The 24,848-nt window shown below is 47.1% G+C and carries 28 protein-coding genes and 1 tRNA gene; 9 read left to right on the top strand and 20 right to left on the bottom strand.

Annotation, left to right across the window (positions count from 1 at the left end):
- Window positions 1-132 precede the first annotated feature (132 nt).
- The gene (locus ACOZB4_RS13800; RefSeq protein WP_076320706.1) at window positions 133-765 is read left to right on the top strand and encodes a GNAT family N-acetyltransferase; all 633 of its coding nucleotides are present in this window, start codon (window positions 133-135) and stop codon (window positions 763-765) included.
- Between the two features lie 118 nt (window positions 766-883).
- Here ACOZB4_RS13800 and ACOZB4_RS13795 read toward each other — a convergent pair whose 3' ends face one another.
- The 4 genes from ACOZB4_RS13795 to ACOZB4_RS13780 all read right to left on the bottom strand — a co-directional run bounded on the left by ACOZB4_RS13795 (window position 884) and on the right by ACOZB4_RS13780 (window position 3,670).
- The gene (locus ACOZB4_RS13795; RefSeq protein WP_379406494.1) at window positions 884-1,585 is read right to left on the bottom strand and encodes a 5'-methylthioadenosine/adenosylhomocysteine nucleosidase; all 702 of its coding nucleotides are present in this window, start codon (window positions 1,583-1,585) and stop codon (window positions 884-886) included.
- Window positions 1,586-1,700: 115 nt separating this feature from the next.
- Window positions 1,701-2,711 carry a catabolite control protein A gene (gene ccpA, locus ACOZB4_RS13790; RefSeq protein WP_098742808.1) on the bottom strand — a complete coding sequence of 337 codons (1,011 nt, stop codon included), beginning with the start codon at window positions 2,709-2,711 and terminating at the stop codon, window positions 1,701-1,703.
- A 93-nt stretch (window positions 2,712-2,804) separates the two neighbouring features.
- Window positions 2,805-3,152: a bacillithiol system redox-active protein YtxJ gene (ytxJ, locus tag ACOZB4_RS13785; protein WP_213645301.1), complete on the bottom strand. Its 348-nt coding sequence runs from the start codon at window positions 3,150-3,152 to the stop codon at window positions 2,805-2,807.
- A 95-nt stretch (window positions 3,153-3,247) separates the two neighbouring features.
- Window positions 3,248-3,670 (bottom strand): hypothetical protein, encoded by a 423-nt coding sequence (locus ACOZB4_RS13780; RefSeq protein ID WP_422759553.1) that lies wholly within the window; start codon window positions 3,668-3,670, stop codon window positions 3,248-3,250.
- A 305-nt stretch (window positions 3,671-3,975) separates the two neighbouring features.
- On the opposite strand from ACOZB4_RS13780, the gene ACOZB4_RS13775 reads away from it, so the two are divergent.
- Window positions 3,976-4,503 (top strand): type 1 glutamine amidotransferase domain-containing protein, encoded by a 528-nt coding sequence (locus ACOZB4_RS13775; protein WP_379406496.1) that lies wholly within the window; start codon window positions 3,976-3,978, stop codon window positions 4,501-4,503.
- Window positions 4,504-4,645: 142 nt separating this feature from the next.
- Here the strand turns inward: ACOZB4_RS13775 and ptsP are convergent, their stop codons facing one another.
- From ptsP to aroA, 4 genes are all read right to left on the bottom strand, one after another.
- A complete protein-coding gene (gene ptsP, locus ACOZB4_RS13770; protein ID WP_076320701.1) occupies window positions 4,646-6,409 on the bottom strand; it encodes a phosphoenolpyruvate--protein phosphotransferase in 1,764 nt (587 codons plus the stop codon).
- Complete coding sequence (locus ACOZB4_RS13765; RefSeq protein WP_076320700.1) at window positions 6,406-8,289, bottom strand: glucose PTS transporter subunit IIA; 1,884 nt, start codon at window positions 8,287-8,289, stop codon at window positions 6,406-6,408. The genes ptsP and ACOZB4_RS13765 overlap by 4 nt, the downstream gene beginning before the upstream one ends.
- Before the next feature lie 186 nt (window positions 8,290-8,475).
- Entirely contained in the window at window positions 8,476-8,898 is a 423-nt protein-coding gene (locus ACOZB4_RS13760; RefSeq protein ID WP_339271988.1) for a CoA-binding protein, read from the bottom strand.
- 52 nt (window positions 8,899-8,950) lie between these two features.
- Entirely contained in the window at window positions 8,951-10,243 is a 1,293-nt protein-coding gene (gene aroA / locus ACOZB4_RS13755; RefSeq protein WP_379406497.1) for a 3-phosphoshikimate 1-carboxyvinyltransferase, read from the bottom strand.
- 167 nt (window positions 10,244-10,410) lie between these two features.
- On the opposite strand from aroA, the gene ACOZB4_RS13750 reads away from it, so the two are divergent.
- Entirely contained in the window at window positions 10,411-10,719 is a 309-nt protein-coding gene (locus ACOZB4_RS13750; protein WP_179090581.1) for a rhodanese-like domain-containing protein, read from the top strand.
- A gap of 131 nt (window positions 10,720-10,850) precedes the next feature.
- Here ACOZB4_RS13750 and ACOZB4_RS13745 read toward each other — a convergent pair whose 3' ends face one another.
- The gene (locus ACOZB4_RS13745) at window positions 10,851-11,363 is read right to left on the bottom strand and encodes a shikimate kinase (RefSeq protein WP_256720386.1); all 513 of its coding nucleotides are present in this window, start codon (window positions 11,361-11,363) and stop codon (window positions 10,851-10,853) included.
- A 217-nt stretch (window positions 11,364-11,580) separates the two neighbouring features.
- Between ACOZB4_RS13745 and ACOZB4_RS13740 the strand changes: the two genes are divergently transcribed.
- A complete protein-coding gene (locus ACOZB4_RS13740; RefSeq protein ID WP_379406498.1) occupies window positions 11,581-12,018 on the top strand; it encodes a hypothetical protein in 438 nt (145 codons plus the stop codon).
- Between the two features lie 93 nt (window positions 12,019-12,111).
- Here ACOZB4_RS13740 and gndA read toward each other — a convergent pair whose 3' ends face one another.
- Window positions 12,112-13,521 (bottom strand): NADP-dependent phosphogluconate dehydrogenase, encoded by a 1,410-nt coding sequence (gene gndA, locus ACOZB4_RS13735; RefSeq protein ID WP_379406499.1) that lies wholly within the window; start codon window positions 13,519-13,521, stop codon window positions 12,112-12,114.
- Between the two features lie 192 nt (window positions 13,522-13,713).
- The gene (locus tag ACOZB4_RS13730; RefSeq protein WP_076320696.1) at window positions 13,714-14,310 is read right to left on the bottom strand and encodes a hypothetical protein; all 597 of its coding nucleotides are present in this window, start codon (window positions 14,308-14,310) and stop codon (window positions 13,714-13,716) included.
- A gap of 264 nt (window positions 14,311-14,574) precedes the next feature.
- Between ACOZB4_RS13730 and ACOZB4_RS13725 the strand changes: the two genes are divergently transcribed.
- Both ACOZB4_RS13725 and ACOZB4_RS13720 read left to right on the top strand, forming a co-directional pair.
- Complete coding sequence (locus tag ACOZB4_RS13725) at window positions 14,575-15,198, top strand: YktB family protein (protein WP_379406500.1); 624 nt, start codon at window positions 14,575-14,577, stop codon at window positions 15,196-15,198.
- Between the two features lie 374 nt (window positions 15,199-15,572).
- The gene (locus tag ACOZB4_RS13720; protein WP_379406501.1) at window positions 15,573-17,048 is read left to right on the top strand and encodes an aminotransferase class I/II-fold pyridoxal phosphate-dependent enzyme; all 1,476 of its coding nucleotides are present in this window, start codon (window positions 15,573-15,575) and stop codon (window positions 17,046-17,048) included.
- Between the two features lie 66 nt (window positions 17,049-17,114).
- Here ACOZB4_RS13720 and ACOZB4_RS13715 read toward each other — a convergent pair whose 3' ends face one another.
- Both ACOZB4_RS13715 and ACOZB4_RS13710 read right to left on the bottom strand, forming a co-directional pair.
- Window positions 17,115-17,438, bottom strand: coding sequence for a DUF1292 domain-containing protein (locus tag ACOZB4_RS13715; RefSeq protein ID WP_071223049.1), 324 nt, complete (start codon window positions 17,436-17,438; stop codon window positions 17,115-17,117).
- 94 nt (window positions 17,439-17,532) lie between these two features.
- Window positions 17,533-18,087, bottom strand: coding sequence for a copper amine oxidase (locus ACOZB4_RS13710; protein ID WP_076320693.1), 555 nt, complete (start codon window positions 18,085-18,087; stop codon window positions 17,533-17,535).
- A 250-nt stretch (window positions 18,088-18,337) separates the two neighbouring features.
- Here ACOZB4_RS13710 and ACOZB4_RS13705 point away from each other — a divergent pair, with 250 nt between their 5' ends.
- Together ACOZB4_RS13705 and ACOZB4_RS13700 are read left to right on the top strand one after the other, a co-directional pair.
- Entirely contained in the window at window positions 18,338-19,075 is a 738-nt protein-coding gene (locus tag ACOZB4_RS13705) for an MBL fold metallo-hydrolase (protein WP_076320692.1), read from the top strand.
- A gap of 62 nt (window positions 19,076-19,137) precedes the next feature.
- Window positions 19,138-19,371 carry a DUF3892 domain-containing protein gene (locus ACOZB4_RS13700; protein WP_379406502.1) on the top strand — a complete coding sequence of 78 codons (234 nt, stop codon included), beginning with the start codon at window positions 19,138-19,140 and terminating at the stop codon, window positions 19,369-19,371.
- 89 nt (window positions 19,372-19,460) lie between these two features.
- Here the strand turns inward: ACOZB4_RS13700 and ACOZB4_RS13695 are convergent, their stop codons facing one another.
- A complete protein-coding gene (locus ACOZB4_RS13695) occupies window positions 19,461-19,904 on the bottom strand; it encodes a GNAT family N-acetyltransferase (protein ID WP_379406503.1) in 444 nt (147 codons plus the stop codon).
- Between the two features lie 340 nt (window positions 19,905-20,244).
- On the bottom strand, window positions 20,245-20,508 hold the full coding sequence (locus ACOZB4_RS13690; protein ID WP_379406504.1) for a hypothetical protein: 264 nt from the start codon (window positions 20,506-20,508) through the stop codon (window positions 20,245-20,247).
- 135 nt (window positions 20,509-20,643) lie between these two features.
- Between ACOZB4_RS13690 and ACOZB4_RS13685 the strand changes: the two genes are divergently transcribed.
- Window positions 20,644-20,716: transfer RNA gene (locus ACOZB4_RS13685), tRNA-Val, on the top strand.
- Between the two features lie 99 nt (window positions 20,717-20,815).
- Here the strand turns inward: ACOZB4_RS13685 and ACOZB4_RS13680 are convergent.
- The 5 genes from ACOZB4_RS13680 to ACOZB4_RS13660 all read right to left on the bottom strand — a co-directional run bounded on the left by ACOZB4_RS13680 (window position 20,816) and on the right by ACOZB4_RS13660 (window position 24,847).
- The gene (locus tag ACOZB4_RS13680; RefSeq protein ID WP_339271983.1) at window positions 20,816-21,022 is read right to left on the bottom strand and encodes a hypothetical protein; all 207 of its coding nucleotides are present in this window, start codon (window positions 21,020-21,022) and stop codon (window positions 20,816-20,818) included.
- 251 nt (window positions 21,023-21,273) lie between these two features.
- Window positions 21,274-21,414 (bottom strand): cyclic lactone autoinducer peptide, encoded by a 141-nt coding sequence (locus ACOZB4_RS13675; RefSeq protein ID WP_215164042.1) that lies wholly within the window; start codon window positions 21,412-21,414, stop codon window positions 21,274-21,276.
- The gene (locus ACOZB4_RS13670; RefSeq protein WP_379406506.1) at window positions 21,392-21,937 is read right to left on the bottom strand and encodes an accessory gene regulator ArgB-like protein; all 546 of its coding nucleotides are present in this window, start codon (window positions 21,935-21,937) and stop codon (window positions 21,392-21,394) included. Before ACOZB4_RS13670 ends, ACOZB4_RS13675 begins: the two co-directional genes overlap by 23 nt.
- A gap of 6 nt (window positions 21,938-21,943) precedes the next feature.
- The gene (locus ACOZB4_RS13665; protein WP_379406507.1) at window positions 21,944-22,555 is read right to left on the bottom strand and encodes a hypothetical protein; all 612 of its coding nucleotides are present in this window, start codon (window positions 22,553-22,555) and stop codon (window positions 21,944-21,946) included.
- A gap of 660 nt (window positions 22,556-23,215) precedes the next feature.
- Window positions 23,216-24,847, bottom strand: coding sequence for a hypothetical protein (locus tag ACOZB4_RS13660; RefSeq protein ID WP_379406508.1), 1,632 nt, complete (start codon window positions 24,845-24,847; stop codon window positions 23,216-23,218).
- Between the last annotated feature and the right edge of the window lies 1 nt (window position 24,848).

The following is a 24,848-nucleotide window of genomic DNA, read 5'->3' as shown; positions in this document are numbered from 1 at the left end:
GTTAAGTACAACATAAATGTGAAGATTTTATGTCGAAAAGATTATATCATAGCTCTTGTTTGCCTGTCATTGCTTTTCATTTTTTTATTTTTTTGCTATAAGTAGGGTATGGAATTGAAAGGAGCGTAACGGATGGAACACTGCAAGGTATACCTGTCTCATGTTTTGTTCCCTGAAGACCGCCGCCTGATCATCGAAGGACCTGTACCTCCCGAGCAACTATCCGAGCTAACCATGCACCCTGATCTCAAGGCTTTTCGTCGTCCTGCGGAGCAGCATGAGGCATTGGTGGAAATTGCAGGCCTGCCCGAGGGCAGAATCATCATCACGAGAGACCAAGATATGATCGTTGGATATGTAACATTTCATCACCCGGATGAGCAGGAACGCTGGTCCGAGGGCAATATGGAAGATTTGATTGAACTTGGTGCCATCGAGGTAGCAAAAGACTACCGTTCTCTGGGACTTGGGCAGCAGATGATCAAGACAGCATTTGAAGAAGAACAGATGGAGCGTTACATCGTGTTTACGACCGAGTACTACTGGCATTGGGATCTTAAAGGAAGCGGCCTTAACGTATGGGATTACCGCAAAATGATGGAACGGTTAATGAAAATCGTGGATATGGAGTGGTACGCAACCGATGATCCGGAAATCTGTTCCCATCCTGCCAACTGTCTTATGGTCAGAATCGGGCGGCACGTACCGCTTTCATCACAAGAACAATTCGATCGTATCCGTTTCAGACAGCGGTTTATGTATTAAGTCGATACCCAATAAAATAAACAAAAAAACAAACTCCCCGAGAATTTGCCACAGGGGAGTTTGTTATCTGCGGGCGCATAACTGAATATGCATACCGACTGCTTGCTCAAATTTGTTGCTAGATTTTGCCTAGCATGTAGTTCACGATTTCGTGTGAACGCTTGGAAGCTTTCACTGTAAACTCAGGGAAGTTGACATGGGCAGAGCCGTCAGCCTTATCTGACATGGATCTGATCACCACGTATGGCACGCTGTTCATATAACACACCTGGGCAACAGCAGAACCTTCCATTTCCGCGCAAGCCCCGTTCAGATCCTCGTAGAGCGTCCGTACCGTTTCACGGCTGGCAATGAACTGGTCGCCGGACAGAACCTTCCCGATGACGTAATGATTCACCGCCTGCTCTTTGCACGCTTCCTCAGCCAGCTCGATCAACGACGGATCCGCAGGAAAATCAGACACTTCCTGATACGGAATCAAACCGCGCGCAAAGCCGAGCGGAGTCACATCCATATCGTGCTGCATGCAGGAGGAAGAGATGACGATATCGCCAATATTCAGCTCCGGATGCAGCGCACCCGCTACGCCGGTAAACAATATTTTGGAAACGCCATAGGTGTCAATCAGGATTTGCGTGGTAACCGCGGCATTCACCTTACCCACCCCGCTCTTGCATACAACGACTCTCTTGCCATGAATCGTTCCTGAAGCATATGTAACTCCTGCACGGACTGCTGTTTCTTTATTCTCCAGTTGACTGAGCAGCAATTCCACTTCTTCGTCCATGGCCCCGATTAGGCCGATAACCTGTGTTGTCATACCGATATCCCTCCTGAATTCAAGACCACATATAAATCCCACCAGAAAAAAGCCCCTTAAAATCAGGAGCTTTCTTCAAATCAATAGATGTCTAAACAGCTTTTATTCACACTTCTTACTCGTTCACATGACTAACCGAAAGCCGAAGAATCGTTTCATGCGGTAGAATCACGCGAGGATTCTCCACATTCTCCTTCTTCATTAGCTTGGTAAGCAAACGCATAGCTACTGCTCCCAGATCATACATCGGTTGAGCTACCGTTGTCAGCTGTGGACGAACCATTGATGCCATCCGGATATTATCAACGCTGATAATAGAGAAATCATCCGGCACTTTATAGCCTTCATCCTGAATGCTATGAATAGCGCCAATTGCCATCTCATCGGTAGCAGCAAAAATAGCCGTCGGTTTCTTCTTAAGCCCCAGGAAGTATTTCATCGCTTCCACGCCGGACTCGTAGCGATAGTTACCAATCCGCACCAGATCCTCTTGATACTCAATGCCAGCTGTCTCCAGTGCCTTCTTGTAGCCTTGGAAGCGTGCATAACCGTTCGCCGGATCCTGCAGCGTTCCGCTGATCATGGCAATCTCACGATGCCCGTGCCGGATCAGTGTGCTTACCGCATCAAACGCAGCTTGTTCATGATCAATGTCGACCGAAGGATAAGAACCTCTCTCATCACTTGTCGCACAAAGAACAATCGGCACAGCCGATGTCTGGAACGCCTGGATATGCTCGTCCGTCACCGTTCCACCCATAAACAACAGCCCGTCCACTTGCTTCTCAAGCAAGGTGTTGATAACGCGGATTTCTTTTTCCTTACGTTTGTCGGCATTACACAAAATTATATTATAGTGGTACATGTTAGCAATATCCTCAATACCACGGGCAATCTCCGCAAAGATCGAGTTCGAAATATCAGGGATCACAACGCCGACGGTTGTGGTCTTCTTGCTGGCCAGACCTCTGGCTACCGCATTCGGACGATACCCTAAACGTTCAATCGCTTCGTATACTTTTTTCCGGGTCTGAGGCTTAACGTTCGGGTTATTGTTTACAACCCGTGATACCGTCGCCATGGAAACGCCTGCTTCGCGCGCAACATCGTAAATGGTTACCGTCAAATTCCTTCTCTCCATTGCCAATAGATTTTCATTCGTTCAATACCAATTGAATTTATGATACGACAAATTACTGCTTTGTGCAACGACACGGCATTAGATGCCGTCCAATTGAGCTTTCAGCGCTTCAGCCGTAATATGGGAATGGGATGTATGCCAGACTGGCGCTCCTTCTTTTACAAGAATAACTTGTGGCGATTCGTGCTGTATGCTTAGAGTTTCCGCAGCCTGACTCGACACCGGACGGTCGGCAATGACATCGATCCATACATAGTCAATCCGCTCGTTCGGCTGGTCCTCAAGGTAAGCTTGCACTTCCTTATAAGCTCCGGCACTAATTGGGCATCTGGTACTATGTTTGAACAACAGCAAGGGCCTCTGCTCCGAAGATTCAAGCGTGTTGCGTAACTCTTCTATAGTAGTCATTTTCGTCAACGTCGCCATAGGATATACATCCCCTTCATTGTATTGAAGTTCCTATCCTCTATCCTAACAAAAAGTGCGTGAAAAATCCAACAACCGCGAAAATTTTCTGAAAATTATCTTGCATAATTGCCCGAATTTTCAGGAATGAGAGATTTGATGGTGCTTAATTGCTCAAGACGTCCCTCAATTTGTCTCATCCAGTCACCGTCGCCCATGCTCTGGGCATAACGAAATAGATCCAACAGCATATTAATTCGCTCATCAAAAACTTCCATGCAGCGTGCCTGCCATTCTACCGACAAATTATCATCGTATGTACGGAACACTTCTCGAAGTACGTATGCAGACTCATTAACATCTGCGAACGAAACGCGTATTCGTCCGGTTTCATTGCTAATCGATGCGAGATAGCGAAGTAAATCCGGTTTAATAAGAGGTAGAAGCTCATACTTCATACAAGACTGACAGGCATAAACAGGAACATGACATATTCGAGTCTTTCTTTCATGAATCAGCTTCCTTAATTCCAACTTCATCCATTGTCCGCAGTTGCAGGTTTTGAACAAAATGCCCACCCCAAATCCTATCACGTAATCTAATACCAACAGCCCTATGTCACAAATCTGTCGCCTGAACTAGTTCTATTCGACTATCATACCAGAGAATCCTGCTATTTTGTGATAATGCTTTATTTACCAGATATGTTTCCAAATGTTTGTTCTTTGGTCGCTCCTATGAAACCCCTGTCCATATTTGTTACAATGAATACAGTCTTAAGAGACCTATTCGATCATGTTACGGATATATCAAGAAATCTGCAGAGAAAGGGGCTAAATCGATCATGAGATTGGCTGGAAAAAGAGTGATAGCGCTTGTAGACGAAGAATTTGAGGATCTGGAACTATGGTATCCCGTTTACCGAGTCCGGGAAGAAGGGGCCGAAGTCCATCTCGCCGGATTGGAAAAAGGAAAAACTTACACAGGCAAATATGGTGTTCCCGCTCAAGCTGAGTATTCCTTTGAAGAACTGAACAGCGAGGATTATGATGGAATTCTCGTTCCGGGCGGCTGGGCGCCGGACAAGCTGCGCCGTTATGATAAAGTGCTGCAACTCGTTAAAGAGATGAATGCGGACAAAAAGCCGATCGGACAGATCTGCCACGCCGGATGGGTGCTCATCTCTGCCAAAATCCTGGACGGCATTACGGTGACTTCCACACCGGGAATCCGGGACGACATGGAAAATGCCGGTGCAATCTGGAAGGATGAAGCGGTTGTAACCGATGGCCATATTATTTCCGCCCGCCGTCCTCCGGATCTGCCGCCGTACGGCAAAGCCTTTTGCGATGCTCTGGCACAGCAAGGCTAAAGCTCCCCTGCACCACACAAAAACAGCCGCTCATTTCACCAAGAAGTGCTCCTGGTGAGATAGGCAGCTGTTTTTTATATGAATATAGCTTGTCCACTCAAAAAAGAAACATGAAAAATTGGAACGTTATCCTAGAAGCCTTTTAAGAGGCTGTGCTGTCCGTACCATTCTTTCCGTTCAGATAACTGCTGCGTTCGGCAAAGGCGCTAAGGCGCTCTTCGACAGCGTCGCTGGTACGCAATTTGAAGCAATCCGCTGCCTCCCCCTTCGCTTCTGCCGCATTGGTATTCAAGATGCGATGCTTCACGCGAAGCAAGGATTGCGGAGACATGCTTAGATCCTTAACGCCAAGCTCCAGCCATATTGGAATCGCCCGCTCGTCCCCTGCCATTTCTCCACACACGCTGACCGGTATGCCTGCCTCATGCGCAGCCTCCACCGTCGTCCGTAGCATACGCAAAACCGCTGGATGAAACGGATGGTACATGTGTGCAATCTGCTCATTCATGCGATCCACCGCCAGCACATACTGAACCAGATCATTGGTCCCGATGCTAAAGAAATCGGTCTCCTCTGCCAACAAATCCGAAATGGTGACTGCTGCCGGTACCTCAATCATAATGCCAACCTTAATGTTCGGATCGTACGCTATGCCGCGTTGGTCCAAATCGGCCATCGCACGCCGCAGCACGGCATTAGCCTGCCTGACTTCCTCTACCGAGGATATCATCGGATACATGATTTTGACGTTACCGAAAGCACTGGCCCTCAGAATAGCAGACAGCTGGGTCTGGAACGGCTCTGTGCGATCCAGACTGATACGAATGGCGCGATACCCCAAGAAGGGGTTTTCTTCTTCCGGCAGCCCGAAATAATCAAGCTGCTTATCGCCGCCAATGTCCAGCGTACGGATCACGACCGAAGCCTGACCTGCGTTCTCGGCAACCAGCTTATACACTTCAAACTGCTCTTCTTCCGAAGGAAAGTTGTGGCGATCCATATATAAGAATTCCGTCCGGAACAATCCAACTCCCTGCGCGCCGTTCTTGAGCGCAATCTCCATTTCTTTTATGGAGTTCATATTCGCGGCCAGATTAAAGTATGTTCCATCCTTCGTAACCGCATCAACCGTTGCCAGGAGCTGCAACTGCTCTTTCTTTTTCCGTTGTTGCTCTCGGATCCCTTCATAACGCTCCACAATCAGCGTGTCAGGCTCCAAATACAGCAAGCCTTCATCTCCATCCACAACTAAATGCTGTCCGGTCTGGATCGGATGATCCAGCTTGTTCTCAATCCCGGATACGAGCGGTATGCCAAGAGCGCGGGCCATAATCGCCGAATGAGAGGTCTTGCCACCCGTCATCGTCACAATGCCAAGAACGTGGGAAGGGTTAAGGTGCACGAGCTGAGACGGAGAGAGCTCCTTCGCAACCAAAATATAAGGCTGCGTATCAGCCGGAAGTTTGACTTCCGGAGCACCGAGAAGATGCTTGAGCAGCCGATTGCCAACATCCTTAATATCCAGCGCCCGCTCCTTCATATACTCGTCGTCCAGCAAATCGAACATGGATACGAAATGATCGATCGCCTCTTTAACCGCCACCTCGGCAGCCTTGTACTGGCGCTCGATGATCCCTTGAATTTCGTTCATGAACACGGGATCCTCCAGTATGGCCAGATGCGCATCAAAGATCTGCGACTCCTCATGTCCCACCATTTCCTTGAATTCGTTCTTGATATATTCAATTTCATTCTTGGAGGTTCGTATGCCTTCATATAAGCGCTCGAACTCTTTGGCTAAATCGACAGCATCCATTTCGGAATCTGGAAGGTCCAGCTCCCAGTGAGGCAGTACGAAAGCCTTACCAATCGCTACGCCTGTTGCTGCGCCAATGCCTTGTATCATGATTCTCTACCCCCAGCATTACTCTCATTTAATACGACGGACATGACAGATGACTGTCCTCTCTTAACGGACTTGAATGGAGCAAAGCTCCAAGATCTTACTTTATCGGGATTCGTGATCACCATAGGTGTGGCCAGTGATGCGGCATGTGTCTTTAAATAAGCCAGATCGAACTTGACCAGCAATTGCCCCGGCTCAACGGTATCCCCTTCGCTTACCACAGCTGAAAACGGTCCTTTCAGTTGAGAGGTATCGATCCCGATATGAATCAATACCTCGAGTCCATCCGGCGTTGAAATGCCAATGGCATGCATCGTCGGATAGACATGCATCACGGTGCCGTATACCGGAGATACAAGTTCTCCTTTTTCCGGAATGAACGCCACGCCGTTACCGACAAGCTTGGCGGCAAAAATATCATCCGGCACTTCGTCAATAGGAAGCATGCGTCCCTGTACGGGCGCGCTGAACAGAACGCGCGGCAAATCCTGCTGCATCAGCTTATTTATCTCTTCGCGGATGAGCTCGGAATACGTCCCGAACACCACCTGAACGTTACCGCCGCCCAGCTTGATGATACCAGCTGAACCGAGCAATTTCAGTGCATCCGAATCAATCTGGCGGTCATTATATACGGTTAATCGAAGACGCGTCATGCAGGATTGAACCTGAACGATGTTGTCTTTTCCCCCAAGCGCCTCCAGAATAAGCGGTGCCTGATAGGGAATGTCTCCTGCCCGGCCTTCCAGCGCCGAACCTTCTTCACGTCCCGGTGTCGGGATTTCGAAGGTGCGAATGGCCCAACGGAACAGAAAATAGTAAACGATGCCGTATACGGCCCCGATCGGTATGATGATCCAGGCATTCTTGGACAAGTGAAAATTGAGTACGTAATCGATAAATCCCGCCGAGTACGAGAACCCGTGATGAATATCAAATGCATAGGTAAGCACCATCGCGAACCCGGCCATCAAGGCGTGGAGCACATACAGATAAGGAGACGCAAATAAGAACGCGAATTCAATCTGCTCCGATACCCCGGTCAAAAAACAGACAAGCGCGGACCGCATAAACGTTTTTTTTACCTTCGGCTTCAAATCTTCACGCGCTTCTTGAATAATGGCAAATGCAATCGCCGGCAGAGCAAACATCATAATCGGGAATAACCCGGCCATGAAGTCGCCTGCTGTTGGATCACCCGCAAAGAATCGGGGCAGATCCCCTTGAACGACGGTTCCGTCTTCCGTCTCGTACGATCCCAACTGAAACCAATACACGTTATTCAACAAGTGATGCAGACCGAATGCCGTCAGCACCCTGTACAAAATTCCGTAAAGGAATAATCCGAACGCCCCCATATGTACGGTCAGATCATAAAAAACATCTAATCCGCGCTGTACAATGGGGGCCATCCCCAGCATGACCCATGCAAATATCGTGGAGAACAGTCCCATGAATAAAAGTACAAATCGGGAGCCTCCAAAAAACTGTATCGCTTCGGGAAGCTTAATATGTTTGAACCGGTTGTAAACGTAACCGGACATTACCCCAAAAATAATACCAATCAAAGTCGAGGGCTGTACACTCCCGTCTCCCAGACGGGATATAACCTGATCATAGATGAACATGCCAGCCAGAGCGGCAAGCCCTGCGGGTCCTCCCTGATTCGAAAGTCCCCACGCGACACCAATGGCAAATAAATACGGCATGTAATAAAACACGCCGTGCCCCGCAGCCTGAGCAATCTCGCCCAAGGTTCCGAAGCCCCACGCCGACCATGGCAGACTTCCCACGCTAAGCAGGAGAGCTGCCGCTGGAAGCGCCATTGTAGGGAGCATAACTGCTCTGCCCAGCTGTTGTAATGATCCCAACCAATTCAAGGCGAGCCCTCCTTTCTATCCTTGATGGTAAGCGCTGCGCCTGTTTTTGTCAAAAAGAAATCAGGGCAAATGCCACAAAGAAAAGCAAGCCTCACAAGCAATACCTCGGCAAGACGGATCGTGTCCAGTCTGCCATGGCTGCTTTAACATAAGGCTTGCCCATACTTCCAATTCACCATTTAAATCTTAACGCCCGCCCAAAGCGATGGAATCCTCCACCTTAATGCAGCGGTCCATGATGGCGATCATGTCGCTCTTCTCCGCGATGGCCGCCGCCTCTTCACTGATAATTCCCTGCTGCAGCCAGAGCACCTTGGCGCCAATCTCGGCAGCTTCCCGCGCCACATCGGCACAGTATTCACTGCGTCTAAATACATTAACGATATGGATCGGCTCCGGAATGTCCTTCAGGGATGGATAACTTTTCTCCCCGAGTATTTCTGTTGCACCAGGGTTAACCGGGATAATCCGGTACCCGCGCTTTTGCATCGCAGCAGAAACCATATGGGATGTACGATCCGGCCGATCAGACAGACCGACAACAGCAATATTGCCTGCGTTGCGCAAAATATCCGCGATTTCTTCGCGCGTAGGATTTTCAAATGCCATGGTTCATGACCACCTTTCCATTCGTTATAGATGAGCAGCTTGGCCTATTCCTCTATTTTACCCATTCTACGTTGGCACCAAGCGCCTTCATATGATCAAAATACTGCGGATACGACTTGGCCACATGATGCGCGTCCTTAATCCGGATCGGCTGATCTGCGCGAAGCCCGACCACCGTCAGAGCCATGATCACCCGATGATCATAATGGGCATTGATCTCAACGCCACCTTCGACGCCTTCAGGACGGCCGTGAACGATGATCTCTGCCTGGCGTTCCTCAACGTTGGCTCCGGCTTTCCGCAATTCGTTCAAATAATCCGTAATCCGGTCGCATTCCTTATAGCGGAGATTCTCCACATTGTAGAATCGGGAGGTCCCTTCCGCAAACACAGCTGCCGCTACCATAGCAAGCACCGCATCCGTCGCTGCATCTCCGTCAAATTCCAATGCTTTCAGGGTACGATTGCCCTGTACATGGACATTTCCGTTCTCGTGTGTGAGCGGAACCTCCATCATCCGGAGGACGTCAATAATGGCCCGCTCTCCCTGCTTGCTGTCCTCTGACAGATTGCGGATGGTTACATCCGACTGCGTAACCGCAGCCGCCGCCAGGACGGCTGCAGAGCCCGGATAATCACCTTGAACCGTATAGGTCTTCGCTTCATAGGATTGACCGCCAGGAACCCGGAAGAATGTATAATCGTCCGCTGCATGAATGGTAATGCCCGCCTGCTCCAGCACTTCCAGGGTCTGACCGATAACGACCTTGGATTTCAAATCTCCGGTAACGGTAATCTCGCTGTCTTCAGCAAGCAGTGGCGTTAAGAACAACAATGCGCTTAAGTACTGCGAACTCACTTCGCCAGAAACAGTGAGCTTTCCGCCCTTAGGCTGACCGCCACGAATCGTGATCGGCAGTTTGCCTTCGTTATGCTCCACTTCCACACCCAATTGACCAAGCGTCTCAATGAGATCATCGTGAGGACGTTTGCCCAGTGAATCCGGATAGGTATTGACGAAAGTAACCTCTTTAGATAATGCCGTAACGCCCATCAGGAAACGCAATACGGCACCGGCATTACCGACATTCAGCTCCTTCACATCCCGGGGCGATTTGCCAAAGCCCGTAATAACCGCCTTCTCCTCGTCCTCCTCGATCACGGCTCCGAGATCCCGGATACAGCGTCTCATGGCATCGCTATCCTCGCTATGAGCTGGGTAATAGATCGTGCTTGTTCCTTCCGCAAGTGCAGCCACCAGCAGGTAACGGGTTGTATAGTTCTTGGAGGATAACGCTCCAATCTCTCCGTTTAGTATAGGCGTAGGCTTGACGATTACATCCATCGTATGTATCTCTCCTTGTATATATTATGTTACGATAAACCAACCTTGAAATCTCCCTTAGGATAAATTGACAGGGAAAGAACCGCTTGGTTATCATAGTTCATGTGAACTGGAAATACAGATCGTTACGATCTTAATCATTTATTATCAGAAAAGAGGTCTATATGATGAAACCGATCCCTCAAATGGAAACAACGGAGCTTAGAAGCCGGCTTCAAAACGGCGAAAATGTATACATGATTGATGTCCGCGAGGATGAGGAAGTTGCCGCCGGCATGATCAGCGGTGCCAAGCATATTCCGATGGGCGAGATCCCGAATCGCCTGGACGAAATTCCACGCGATCAAGAGGTTGTCTTCATCTGCCGCAGCGGCGGACGCAGTCAACACGTATGCGAATTTTTGAATCACCAAGGCTTGACTAATATAATCAATATGAAGGGCGGCATGCTTCAGTGGCATGACGATGAAGAATAAACCAGCTATGAAAGGTGAGGGATGATCGTTATCCCCGCCTTTTTTTGCTTATTCCAATCCGAATGCGATCCCCAGATTCACCCATAGAGACTGATTCAAAATCATCACGCCAAACCCGTTCGCTGACCATCTTAGCCGCGGTAATGCGTTAAAATGTCAGTCGCCACTTCCCCTGCAGATCGGCCAACTGTATCCACTATGACATCCGCAAAGAGGTATTTGTCCTTTCGTTCATCCAGGATACGCCGAACTCTATCTTCGACATCACCCGCAAGCAGCGGCCGATTGGCATCACCCCGTACCCGTTCGACGATGCTAGCAGCATCCGCTGTTAGAGCGACGACCCAGCCATCTCGTTTCATCTGGTCACAATTCTCGGAACGAAGCACAGCCCCTCCGCCGGACGCTACAACAATGCCTTTCCGTTGCAATACCCTGCGCAGTGCGACAGATTCAGCCTCACGAAAATACGGCTCTCCATCCGCTTCAAACATCTCGGAAATCGTTCTGCCTTCCATCCTCTCAATTTCCGCATCCAGATCGATCAGGGTGTAGCCGAGCGTTTCTGCCAGAAGACGCCCTACGGTTGACTTGCCCGTGCCCATCATCCCGATCAGGATAATGTTCTTACCTATCTTATCCAATTTGACACCCCATTTGCTGCTTCACTGTAAAGGTTGCTCATATCATACCACAGCCCCAAATCTTTCGACAATGGACCTAACTCTCTAAATTACTGTTAGGTTGCTGTTACGCGAGTAACCCCAAGTAATGCTCCAATTTTATCGAGTCTATCTGGTTCCCTATTGTCATATACTAATTACAAGAATACAAGATTAGAAGAAAGGAGTGAAATCCATTATGTCTTTTCGTCCAACTGGCCTCTCTTCCGCTGCCAAGCGCATCCGCAAGATCCTTGACCCATCCTACCCGCTATGCCGCGAAGATGTGATCTGGGTGCTTCATTTTGTCCAAAAAAAAGTGGCTCTGAAGGATCCTGCACTGCTGGATCTTTCAAAGCCACGTTTGCTGCAAAATTACAACAGTTATTGCGAAGCCGCGCTTCTCTTGCTCGGAAGCGGAAACCACATCCATACGAAGAACCACGACATCCGCACTTGTCTTTTAGAAGCCATGCACGGACTCCCTGAGCTGGCGGAGGCGCACTCCCCTTCTCAAGCCCGCACGGTTGAATCTCCGGCTTCTCCTCCGACGAACGGAATTCATCCTACCTCTGAGAGAGAAATTGACCCATCCAGCGAGGATGGTATTCATTCTCCCGTAAAAGAGCTGGATTAATTCATCCAGAGAGGATGGGATTCATACTGCCATAAAAGCAGAATTAATCCATCCAGGGAGGATGGTATTCATGCTGCCATAAATAGAGCAGAATTAATCCATCCAGTTATAGTGGAAGGTTCCTTCTTTGTCCACACGTTTAAACGTGTGAGCTCCAAAGTAGTCACGCTGAGCCTGCAGCAGGTTCGCTGGCAGGTTTGCGGTGCGATAGCTATCGTAGTATGCAAGCGCGCTGGAGAACCCAGGAACCGGGATGCCCAAGGATACTGCGGAAGCAACAACCTTACGCCATGCATCTTGATAGGATTCAATAATATTGGTAAAGAACGGATCCAGCAGCAGGTTCTTCAGCTCAGGATTGTTCTCATATGCATCCGTGATGTTCTGCAAGAAACGGGAACGGATAATGCAGCCGCCGCGCCAAATTTTAGCGAGGTTGCCGTATTGCAGGTTCCAGCCGTACTCATCGGATGCCACGCGAAGCTGTGCAAAGCCTTGAGCGTAGGATACGATTTTGCTTGCAAACAGCGCTTTGCGCACATTTTCAATGAACTCGGCTTTGTCGCCGTCAAATGCAGCTGCTTTTGGACCATTCAGGATTTTGCTTGCTGCCACACGCTCTTCTTTCATCGCGGACAGGAAACGGGAGAATACGGATTCGGTGATCATGGACAGCGGCACACCCAGATCCAGGGAGCTTTGGCTTGTCCATTTACCTGTTCCTTTTTGACCCGCCGTATCCAGAATCACGTCCACCATCGGCTTGCCGGTTTCTTCGTCATATTTGGAGAAAATGTCAGCCGTAATCTCGATCAGGTAACTATCGAGTTCACCTTGGTTCCACTCTGTGAAGATTCCGTGCAGATCCTTCGCATCAAGGCCAAGTACGTCCTTCAGCAATTGGTAAGCTTCGCAAATAAGCTGCATATCGCCATACTCAATACCGTTGTGAACCATTTTTACATAATGGCCAGCACCGTCTGGTCCGATATATGTACAGCAAGGCTCTTCGTTAACTTTAGCGGAAATGGCTGTCAAAATAGGCTCAACCAGCTTGTAGGCACTTTCTTGTCCGCCAGGCATGATCGATGGGCCTTTCAATGCGCCTTCTTCGCCGCCGGAAACCCCAGCACCGATAAAGTTAAAGCCTTTTTCAGCCAGTTCTTTGCTGCGGCGCTGTGTATCAGGGAAATATGCGTTACCGCCATCAATGATGATATCGCCTTTGTCCAAATGTGGAATCAGCTGTTCAATCGTAGCATCGGTAGCTTGTCCCGCTTGTACCATGATCAGGATTTTACGAGGTGTCTCAAGGGAATCCACGAATTCTTCGATCGAGAATGTCCCCTTCACTTGCTTGCCTTCGGCTTCCTTCAGCATGTCTTCCGTTTTTTGCGGAGAGCGGTTATATACAGAAACGGTGAAGCCTTTGCTTTCGATGTTCAGGGCCAGGTTTTTTCCCATTACAGCAAGGCCAATCACACCGATTTGTTGTTTTGACATCTGGTTCTCCATCCTTTGCTCCAATATATTTTTAAACAACCCATCCCTATCCGAGATGATTTGCAATAATCTTATATTAACGTTTTTCATTTGACAAGTGAACCCCTGTCACAAAATCAGAACACGCGCGAAAACACCCCTTCTGTTTCGGAGTGTTGTTCGTGCTTTAAACTTGTATCCGGATAGAAGTAGTTACCACTCCAGCCTCATCAGCTCCAAGGAAAGCTCACGGAGTCTTTGCTTGCAAGCCAAAATTTTGTCTTCGTTCCCCTCTTGCAGTGCCGCATGGAGCTTCTCAAGCTCATCGTCGGTTTCCAGTCTGGACAGCAGCAATCGCTGTTCCCCTACATCCGATTCAAACAACCGCAGCATTTCCTGCTCCGTCATCGGCGTCCCCTTCTGAAACAGCACCCGCTGCCGGTAACCGGATATTTCCACAAGCCTTATGACCTCACCGAACAAAATATTCTCGATCAATATTTGCCGGTCCTTGAAACGTTTCACGACAGCATGACCACGGGTATTTTCGATCAATTTCTCCATCCATTCCGCGAGTTTGGGATCACGGATCATATAATCGCCTACTAGTTTAAAACCGCTTCCTGTTCGTTGAAACCGCAGCTTTACCAGCTTGCGACCTGTTCGGATTGAAATGACAAACTGCGTATCATTCTCGCTCCAATAAAGCGAATATCCTTCCTGGATCAATTCCTTGATTAGGTCCTGGATATGCCGGCGATCAAACCGGAGCTCCAGGTTGCAATACTCCACTTCCTCGCTCTTATTCACGGCACTCCCTCCTCCGGTTTACTACCGATCATTAAACGGCGGTGAAGCTTTCCCCCATGGCTGCTTTTGATGTTGTCTTATCTATATCTTATACTCCATCTTATGTAACGGTAACTTGGTTTATTGACTATTTTTAGCCCACATGAACATACGGTGAAGCTTTTCTGGGTAATGCGTGATGTCCATTCGCCTTATGGTATAATAAGTTATCCAAAAACCGAGTTTAGTAACGATATCATCTACAACAGGGAGGCCATCACATCCATGACGGTTACCGGATTTACAGATCAAGATTTCGACGTATTCTCCGTTTCCGGGCTTGAAGCCCGTATGGAGGTTCTCATTGAACGGGTAAGACCCAAGCTGGAGGCGCTAGGGGCTGAGCTCGCCCCCTATGTATCCGTCTTGGCTGGGGAAGAGATGTTTGTGCATGTCGCCAAGCATGCAAGACGCACTGTCAATCCTCCCATTGACACTTGGGTCGCTTGGGCTGCCAGCAAACGCGGGTACAAAGCACTGCCTCATTTTGAGGTAGGCATGTTCGGAACCCATCTGTTTGTCATCTTCGCGATTATTTACGAAAGTCCCAATAAGACCGTGTTTGCCAGCAACCTGGGAGCCAAGCTGAAGAAAACAGCAAAGGCGCTGCCCAAAAATTTCTACTGGTCCATGGATCACATGAACCCGTCCGGCACCCCTCATCAGGATATGAGCGAGGAGGATTTCACGCGTCTGATTGAGAAGCTGAAGCAGGTGAAAAAGGCTGAAGTCATGTGCGGACTGCGCATCCCGCGCGAGGAAGCCGTCAAGCTTGAAGGGGACGAGCTGGTGCAAAAGGTGCAGGAGACGTTTGAGTCGCTGCTGCCGCTTTATAAAATGGCGTTTTAATGAGCAAGATATGTTGATGAAAAGGGCTGCTGGTGCAGCTCTTTTTTTAAGATTATAGAATTTATAAATTTTCAGCGAAGCTGAACAATTCTATAATCGCAAGAAAAACTTCCTTTAACCGCGGTCTGTCTTCTGAGAAAGTACGTCGATAGACGTTTTTCTTATGGATGATATTTTAATGAAGGAACGATGAAGATCTTGTTGCTCCTCCTTAATATGTCTAAAGTTTGAAGCGTTGCTGGACAAAGCAAAAAAAAGCCGTTCATTCTCCTTGCATTCCCCCCCTATTTTGCTATACTCAATTTTGTTTATATAAAAACAGAAATCAACAAATCATAAGAAAATAAACATAGGGAAAGGTTGTGACAACGTCCATGGACCACAGTCGTACACCGCTCTTCACCGCACTTAAAAAACATGCGGCCAAAAACCCCGTGCAATTTCACATTCCGGGACATAAGAAGGGCCTCGGCACCGATGCCGAATTCAGGGAATTTATAGGGGATAACGCCTTTTCTATAGATTTGATCAATATTGCGCCGCTGGATGATTTACATCAACCTACAGGCGTCATCGAGGAAGCCCAAAAGCTGGCCGCCGATGCATTCGGTGCCGATCACACCTACTTCAGTGTCCAAGGAACAAGTGGAGCGATCATGACTATGATCATGTCGGTATGTTCGCCTGGCGATAAAATCATTGTACCGCGCAATGTCCATAAATCCGTGCTTTCCGCCATCATTTTTACCGGGGCCAAGCCTGTATTCGTATCGCCTGCCCAGGATGCCAATGTGGGCATCGATCACGGCATCACCATCAGCTCGGTCCGGAAAGCATTAAAACGTCACCCTGACGCCAAAGCCGTATTGGTCATTAACCCGACATACTTCGGCGTAAGCGCCAATCTGAAAGAAATCGTGGATTTGGCTCATAGCTACAACGTACCCGTTCTCGTGGATGAGGCGCACGGCGTATTGATCCATTTTCATGAAGATCTTCCGATGTCGGCAATGGAAGCCGGGGCCGATATGGCTGCGACCAGCGTGCACAAACTCGGCGGCTCGATGACGCAGAGCTCCGTACTGAACGTGAATACCAAGAACGGATACATCAATCCTTATCGCGTACAGACGATCATCAGCATGCTGACCACAACCTCCACCTCCTACATCCTGCTGGCATCGCTTGATACTTCACGCCGCAGTCTGGCGCTGCATGGACGAGAAATGGCAGCAAGGACGATTGAATTGGCGCAATATGCACGTCAGGAAGTCAATAAAATCGAAGGTTTGTACAGCTTCGGTGAAGAAATATTAGGCGGAGAAGCAACATACTCCTATGATCCGACCAAATTGACGATCCATGTACGCCATCTCGGCATTACAGGATATGAAACCGAGAACTGGCTGCGGGATCACTACAATATTGAAGTTGAGCTCAGTGATATGTACAATATTCTGTGCCTCATTACACCGGGAGACAATCAGGAGGCCATCGATATTTTGCTAACAGCGCTCCGCGAGCTTTCGAATCAGTACATGCATGTGAATGAGATTAACGAGTTGGTTGTGAAAACACCAGAAATTCCGCAGTTGTCGCTTATCCCTCGCGATGCGTTTTACGGGGATACAGAGGTTGTACCTTTCAAGGAATCGGCAGGACGCATTATTGCCGAATTCATCTATGTCTACCCGCCAGGCATTCCGATTCTGCTTCCGGGCGAAGTGATTTCCCAGGAAAACATCGATTACATTATCGATCATGTCGAGGTAGGCCTTCCGGTGAAAGGTCCTGAGGACCGCAGTATCCAAAATGTTAAAGTCATCGTGGAAACGGATCCTATATTCTAAAATGGCAGCTGTAAATACAATAAACCCGGTGCGAGAGGTTCGCACCGGGTTTATTGCTTAGGAGTCTTATTCCTGGTTTGCAGCAGCGACCAGTTCGTTGTAAACCGCCTCTACTTCATTCCATTCTTCTTCGTCCTCAATATTGTAAAGAACCATTTCCTCGTTCTCTTCTTCCATACGTAGAATGACGCCGTCCGCTTCCGGATTTTCGCGTTCAAGCAAAAGCGCGTAGAGTTTCTCGCCGACATCAAATGTCTCCACAAGAACCATCTCTACTTCTTTTCCTTCTTCATCCGTCAATGTCAGCACAAACTCTTCATGTTCGTGGTCGTGGTCATGGTCATGACCGCAGCCGCAAGCATCTCCGTGTTCATGTTTGTGTTCACTCATTGAAAAAACCTCACTTCGGTTAAATTATCATACTTTCGTATCGTATCACGGATAGCTTCTCCAGGTCAATTTCTGCCAATCGCCTTAGGGCCCATCAATTTAGGGCAGTAATCACTTTTTCCGCAACTTTCACAAAACCGTCATCCGGTTTGACTTTTACATAAAAGCCTACCGAGTATTTTCCCGCTGTTTTAAAATCGTACGTGAAATCATAGGTTCGGAACCAGAAGTTATCCTTGCGATCCTTCACTTCCTGGGACTGAATATCCTTGATATTGCCCGAAGGATCCTCAATCGCTACTTTCACTGAGTGTATATCGTTGTTTAAGCTGTCCACCTGGCTAAAAACATTGAATTTCAGCTTACCCTTGTTCACGTTGCCGAATACAGTATCTCCTTTAAACAGAAAAATATGCACGTTCGGCTTGATGACTTGAACTTGTCCATTCGCGGGATTCCAATCCACAGCCCCGTCGAATTCCCGAACCGGAACATAGGTTTTGCCATCAATTAAATATCCACCATCCTTCAATTCATGACCGTTTAGCCAGACACGGACTCGCTCATTGACGGAATCTGCAAACAAAAGGGTGCTGCCACCCATTAAAGAGAGCACTAACATACATGCCATCACTTTTTTCCACTTCATATATTCATTTCCCTCCATTGGCTCATCTTGTTGTTATATGTGTATACTACATGTCAAAAAACAAGTTGCGGACAATTTTGCACTTTGTGGTAAAATTTTTTCCTCATGCAGTAAGGTCTGTGCCTATCAAGAATTATACTGCATTTCAGGGCCGATTCGATCATATAATCCGTGTAAATCAACGTGGAATTCGTTAAAATATACATTAGCATACTGGACTACATATCATATCATCAGGAGGTTTCATCCATTGACACTGAAATTACAAATGCTTGGCACCGGCAGTGCGTTTGCCAAGAACTACTATAACAATAACGCACTGGTACATGACGGGAATTTCACACTTATGATCGACTGCGGCATCACCGCTCCAATGGCACTACATCAGCTGAATAAGACATTTAACGATATCGATGCCGTGCTTATCACACACATTCATGCCGACCATGTGGGCGGACTCGAAGAGCTTGCCTTTATGATGAAAATGAAATACAACCGCAAACTCCCGCTTTACATTGCTGAATCGCTGGTGGAACCAATATGGGAACATTCACTCAAAGGCGGATTATATCAACAGGGACATATCTCCTCCCTGCATGATGTATTTGACGTACACCCTCTGAAACCGGGAGTGAAGGCCCATATTTCATCAGGCATCTCGGTAGAGCTGATTCATACGCAGCATATTCCCGGCAAGGACAGCTATTCGCTTTATCTGAATGATCGGATATTTTACAGTGCTGACATGGTATTCGATCCGATCCTGCTCAACCAACTGGTGAATGAGCGGGATTGTGAAGTGATTCTGCATGAATGTCAGCTGCAAGGCCCCGGCGAGGTTCATACGACACTGGATGAGCTGCTCAGCCTTCCTGAAGAAATTCAGGAACGCACCTATCTCATGCATTACAGTGATGAGGTCGAAGCTTTCATTGGCAAGACCGGAATCATGGAATTTGTGGAGCAGCAGCGGGTATACGAATTGTAGTTCAATATAGATGAATAGTTTATGAGGGTTCCCGGGAACACTAATTCCGGGAGGCGATCTATATGGATAATAAACAACAAGAAGTCGTAGGCGTCCGTAAAAATGGCGACGGCGACATCATCGAATTGAAGCTGGATAACGGTAGTGTCGTGGACTACAAGACTGCACAACAGATGGCCAAGAATAAAGAAATCAAAAACGTGAACGTATTCCGTGGACGTGACGGAGATGAACATCTTCGTTCCAATGCGGATGGCGATCCCAGCAACAACCTGGATAATATGCCAAGCTTTTAATTCATGCCTAAAAAGACCTCGAGTCGATACTCGAGGTCTTTCCTTTTAGAACGATGGGATCATCAGCCACCTTATAGTTAAGAAGATGCCTACAGTTCCTTTTTCATACGAACATGGGGAATGCCAGCATCATCAAACGGCTCGTCCGAAATCGTCTCATACCCCAGCTTGCGATAAAACGCCTCCGCCTGCACCTGGGCATCCAGCACGGAATACTGCAGTTTCAATTCACGCGCCTGCGCTTCCAATGCCATCATCAGCACACGCCCTATCCCTTTGGATCGGAATGGCTTACGTACCGCAATGCGCTGCATTTTGGCGGAGTCCTTATTGTAATAGGTGATACGTCCAGTTGCCGCATACTGTCCCTCCGACTTGATCAGGACATGATGTGCATCGGAGTCCAGACGATCGTAATCATCAATCTCCAGGTCAATCGGAACCTTCTGTTCAAGCACAAAAACATCCTTCCGAATATCCAGCGCTTGCTGCAACTGCTCTTCGGTTGATACATTTATGATTTCTGCTGCCAATTTCAACACCTCTTTATGTAGAATCAATTCCTTGTAATATCGCAGATCGAGCTATTATACAAAATAATCATTTTCCTGTATAGTATAAGCTAACGTTTTTTTGAAAGGAGCATTGCCTTTATGGGCATGGGAACCACGATATTTTGGGCTGTTATCATCTCAGCCATCATCATCTACCCTATCTTTTGGGCGATTAAAAAAGGTTATTCCCGGAAATGGGATGAGGAATAGCATCGGCCGTTTTACAGCAAATCGCCAGCTTGCCTGCCGGCGGTTTGCTCTGCTCGCAAAAGGTAAGGATATTGGTATGACCGATTTGTTATAGACGTTGCTGCACCCATTACGGATGGAGATCGCGTAAGGTATCCACCGAATTCATCGGGGATACCGGCTCCAGTGCTCCGCTTCCCTGCTTGGAATATACGTCCTGATCTATCGAACGTCCGTAAACATCAAGCATTACAGGCGCCGCAGGCCCATGTAGCGGCTCCAACTGCACCGACGTTCTCTCCGAGATACTGCAACCGCTCCCTAGTACAGATACCCCCAGCAACGAGAGCACCAGACTGGCTCGATTAAAATGATGGGATTTCCCACCTGCCATGCCATTCACACTCCTCCATTGGCATAATCATGCTGTATTTAGTCTGAACCGGAATGTGATTTTTTATAACGAGAAAACCATTGACAGCCACACTGTCTGCTGGTAATATATGAATTACCTTTTTAAATATTTCATGATCTGTTAGCTCAGCTGGGAGAGCACTATCTTGACAGGGTAGGGGTCAGTGGTTCGAGCCCACTACAGATCATAATCGAAAACCCTTGATGCTATTGGCGTCAGGGGTTTTTCATTTTCTAAACCTATTGTCTATTTGGGTTGACCGAGATTCTCAGCCATATTCGTTCCGTCAGGAAGCATGCGTTCCCCTTCCTTTCCCGGGTCTCCAGGACAGAATATTATGTTCATTAAACACCCGAGGTTTTCCAGTCTCCAGACACGTTGCCCGTATCCGATGATCCCGAATACTGTGTATCTGTATTTTCCGTTGGGTGATATTCCCTTTCCTGTCTTCATATATGATTTCTATGGTTTGCTCCAGGTAATTCTTAAACATCATGCCACCACCTCTAACCAGAACGTTTGTTTGTATTATATGCGAACATTCGTTCTTTTAGCAATGTCAATTTTACCCTGACTGCACTTGATTAAAGGAGGACGCAGCAATTTATAAATCCTGGTCATGATGACTACAGTTTAATTTGCATGATCATGCTTTGTTGATGTTGATAGTAAAAGAAAAATCCGGCACCTAGTAGGTACCGGAATTCAATAAACAGAATAATAATGGATTCATATTTAGAAAGGTTATTTCAAGAGCTCTTCGGGTGTATCACCACTATACACAAAAACAGGACTTGCAGTATTAACAAAGAATACAGCTACCACTGTAAGAGCAGATGCGATAAATGAAAATAAGCCATGCTTAGATTTGTTGATTACCGACACTTGGCTCACCTCCCTTCAAATGAATTAGGCTCAGTGCCTGGATAAAGAATACTATGGATAATGTTGGTGATTGAATGAGAAAGTTCACCCCAACAATAATACAGCTAATTAGACGAAGTTTAGGATAATGTTTTCTTGGTATTCTTGATTGCTTGGCAATCTTACTAGGGGCAAATAAAACGACTAACAAAAAACTTAGGATGTTCAAAATTTGTGTAGGCAGTTCGCCTAAATCAACAAAAGACACTGCAGTAAACAAAGCAGTAGTAATAACAATACAACCAGCGCCAGTCTTAACGTGGATTCCTCCAGAGAACTGTCTTAGCAGTGCAAAACCGATCAAACCTGTAATAGCCTGCTTCATATGTCCGGTATAAATGGATATTAATAAAGTAAATGTAACAATAAATAGTATATTTAATAGAATTGCGATCGCATGCTTTAAAACTCCAACAGATGAAGGGTGTTCAGGCACTTGTCGTTTAATGCCTTCCGATATCCAAAGGGCGGCTCTTTCAATCATTAATTGTCACTCCTTTGATTGGATCGCATAAAATAAGAAAATACCAAAAGTTATACCAAAAAAGAGAAGAAGAAGCCATAACCGATTAAGATAAAATAATATCGCCAATAAGATCAAAACGACTACGATGAGGGAGATTAGTAAGATGTGCTCAAATTTAATACGCAACTTTTCGAGATCATATGTAAAACCTATTGCAAACTTATAAATAATCCAAGAAATGAGTAAACCCGTCACTGACGATAATAGCTGAAGTACATAGCCATCTACTTCATTGTTGTGTGTAGCTTCGATTGAGCCATACAATGATAGCATGTAAAAGGCCTGAATTAGAGCATAAAACATATACCCCAGAATGGTACATATCGCCGACCAGATAACTGGGATCTTAATAATGGCAGAAAACAAGAAAACGAAGATCAGCACGGTAATGAGAGGGGCGAGAAAATCCAAGTGAAGCTCGTTGCGCATAACGAAACTTTGCAAATTGGCAAGGATCATGACAATCAACGCCTGCCATATGTACTCTGTTGTCTTAAATCTAAGCAATGTCATGATTAGTGAATAAATCGCCAGTGTTTCAAATGTTGAAAACACCATAAACCAGATAACTTCCATTCAAAGATTTCCTCCCTACACCATAAGAAATGGTTAAATGTGTGCTACGCCACTTCCCGATGTAACCTGATTACACTGATGGTTATAACGTCTATAAATAAACGATATACCGACAGACCCTCAGCTTCTATCGAGTCGTCCTAATGATGCATGTTCTTGAGGTCAATTCCGATGGCGCCTGCCACTTCTTATATGTCTGGAAACTGTGATGGAAAATGCAAAAACATTAAACGTCGTTTATAGCTCCGGCTTGGCTCAAAAATTCTAAAACAGAACAACTTAGAACTTCTTATACACCAAAACGAATTAAACCACTGAAATGTTCAATCCGTATACCAAACGAAAACCAAGCATTACTTATCAAGAATCCACGACCTTGTGAATATGACTAAGCCAGAATAAACTCAGATTCTACTATTTAACATCCTGACATCATCTAAGTTGATTATATAAGGCCCGGAAGGCATAACAACAGGTAATTAAATACATTAGTGGGGGAATCCATCATGGATTTATGAAGTGAAGAGTGAAATAGAGAGTTAATTTGCTATATCTCCATTATATACGAACCTACGTTCTTGTTCAACCACCTTTAAACGCAAGTATACAATGATCTGACAAAATAAAAGAAGAGGCATCCAATCGGATGCCTTCCCCAATTTACTTATACAGCTTGGTCCATGCCAAGCCATTCGCAACGAGCAGCGCGAGGATATAGGCCAACATACCATAAGGAATCGTGCTGCTTGCATAATGTAAACCACAGAGTCCACCAATAACAAAGAAGAACAACAATACCCACCAGCCGTCTTTCTGCTGCGCCATATTAAACGCTTGAGAGAACGGTGGATTGCGCAGAATTATCTTGGCTGATAAGGGAATCAACACCAAGCCGGTTAGGAGTATGATGAGAATATCCGGCATGATCCGAGTACCGAATACGATCAGAAACACGATCGCGTTCACAATGAACAGCGGCACGAACATTTTGACGGCAAGAGCCTTTAAAGCCCCTTTGTACAAAGGATTCATGCTTTGCATCGGGGCTGCGCCAAATAACCAGAAGGCCTTGGGCTTGCCGGAGAATTTCAGCATCATAACGACGGTGATAATCATGATGAGCATACTATGCAGTACATAGTACGACGATCCCTGGCTGATTTCCGCCAATGAGGAGTTACGGATCGTAGAGACAAAGAATAAATAAGGCAATAACACGGACAACCCAAGTGTAGGATACACCTTAAGCTTAAACTCTCTCTCGTTCTTCAGCATGCTGGCAGATAATCGGAAACAAGCCTGCTCCGTACGCGACCGGCATACCATTTTGGCCAAGAATCTGTCCAATCGCCCGCGCTCCCGCCCTTTCCCCGCTTCGCTGTGAGCCAGCTTCTCCAGATGCTGCTCGAACGAAGGAATATAACGGACATAGACGATCATAAACACAATCGGGACGAATACAGCCAGCATCGAGAGAACAGCCAGCCACCCGCTCCCCTCGCCAAACAACCACTCATACGGAGCCGCAAACCACACCGGCGGAAGCAGAATCTGCCACCAGGCCGGCTTAAATACCAAATGAAAATCAATCAGATCGAAGGAACGGATCACAAACTGATAGCCGATGGCCAGCGTGGCGGAAAGTCCAATCTGTACATAATTGATCAGATCCTTCAGTTTCTCTCCATCCCAATACTTGAGCAGCAACAGATAAACCAAGGAGGTGCTTACCAGAATGAGCATATTCATCAGTATTAACTCCAGGATATAGATCAGAAAGAACAGCACGCCATGCTTGATCAATCCCACGACCAGTGAGCCTGCTGAGAGCGCTCCGGTTAGCAGCAGCAAATAAATTCCTGCATGAATCGATCGCGCCAATCCGACCGTTCGACCGTCGATCGGCTTCGTCATCAAAATGCTGCGGTCTCGCACATCCAGCAGCACGGATGAGAAATCTGAAATCATGGAGCTCATAATCAGGAACATTAGGATCGCAGACAGGATGCTCATCGGCATTAAATATTCCGGATCGCTCCAGAACACAAACGGCGTCAGGACAAGCCCGATTAAGCCATACAGCCAGAGGGAGCTGACAAACAGGTTCTTGTCCTGCTCTTCTTTCTTCCGGTTGCTAGAAGATAATATGACGGGTGCGCGCCTCGAATCCATCAATAATTTGACATGGAGTATCCGGCGCAGCGTTTTATAGTCGACACCCAATCTCGAGATGATTCCCTGAAATCGATCCAGTATCTTCAACATCCGAAACGATGAATCCGATCCCGCCATA

Origin of the sequence: Paenibacillus sp. NPDC058898 (genome assembly GCF_049316025.1) — a bacterium.
Classification (GTDB): Bacteria; Bacillota; Bacilli; order Paenibacillales; family Paenibacillaceae; genus Paenibacillus_AQ.
This window is presented reverse-complemented; position numbering and strand designations above follow the sequence as displayed.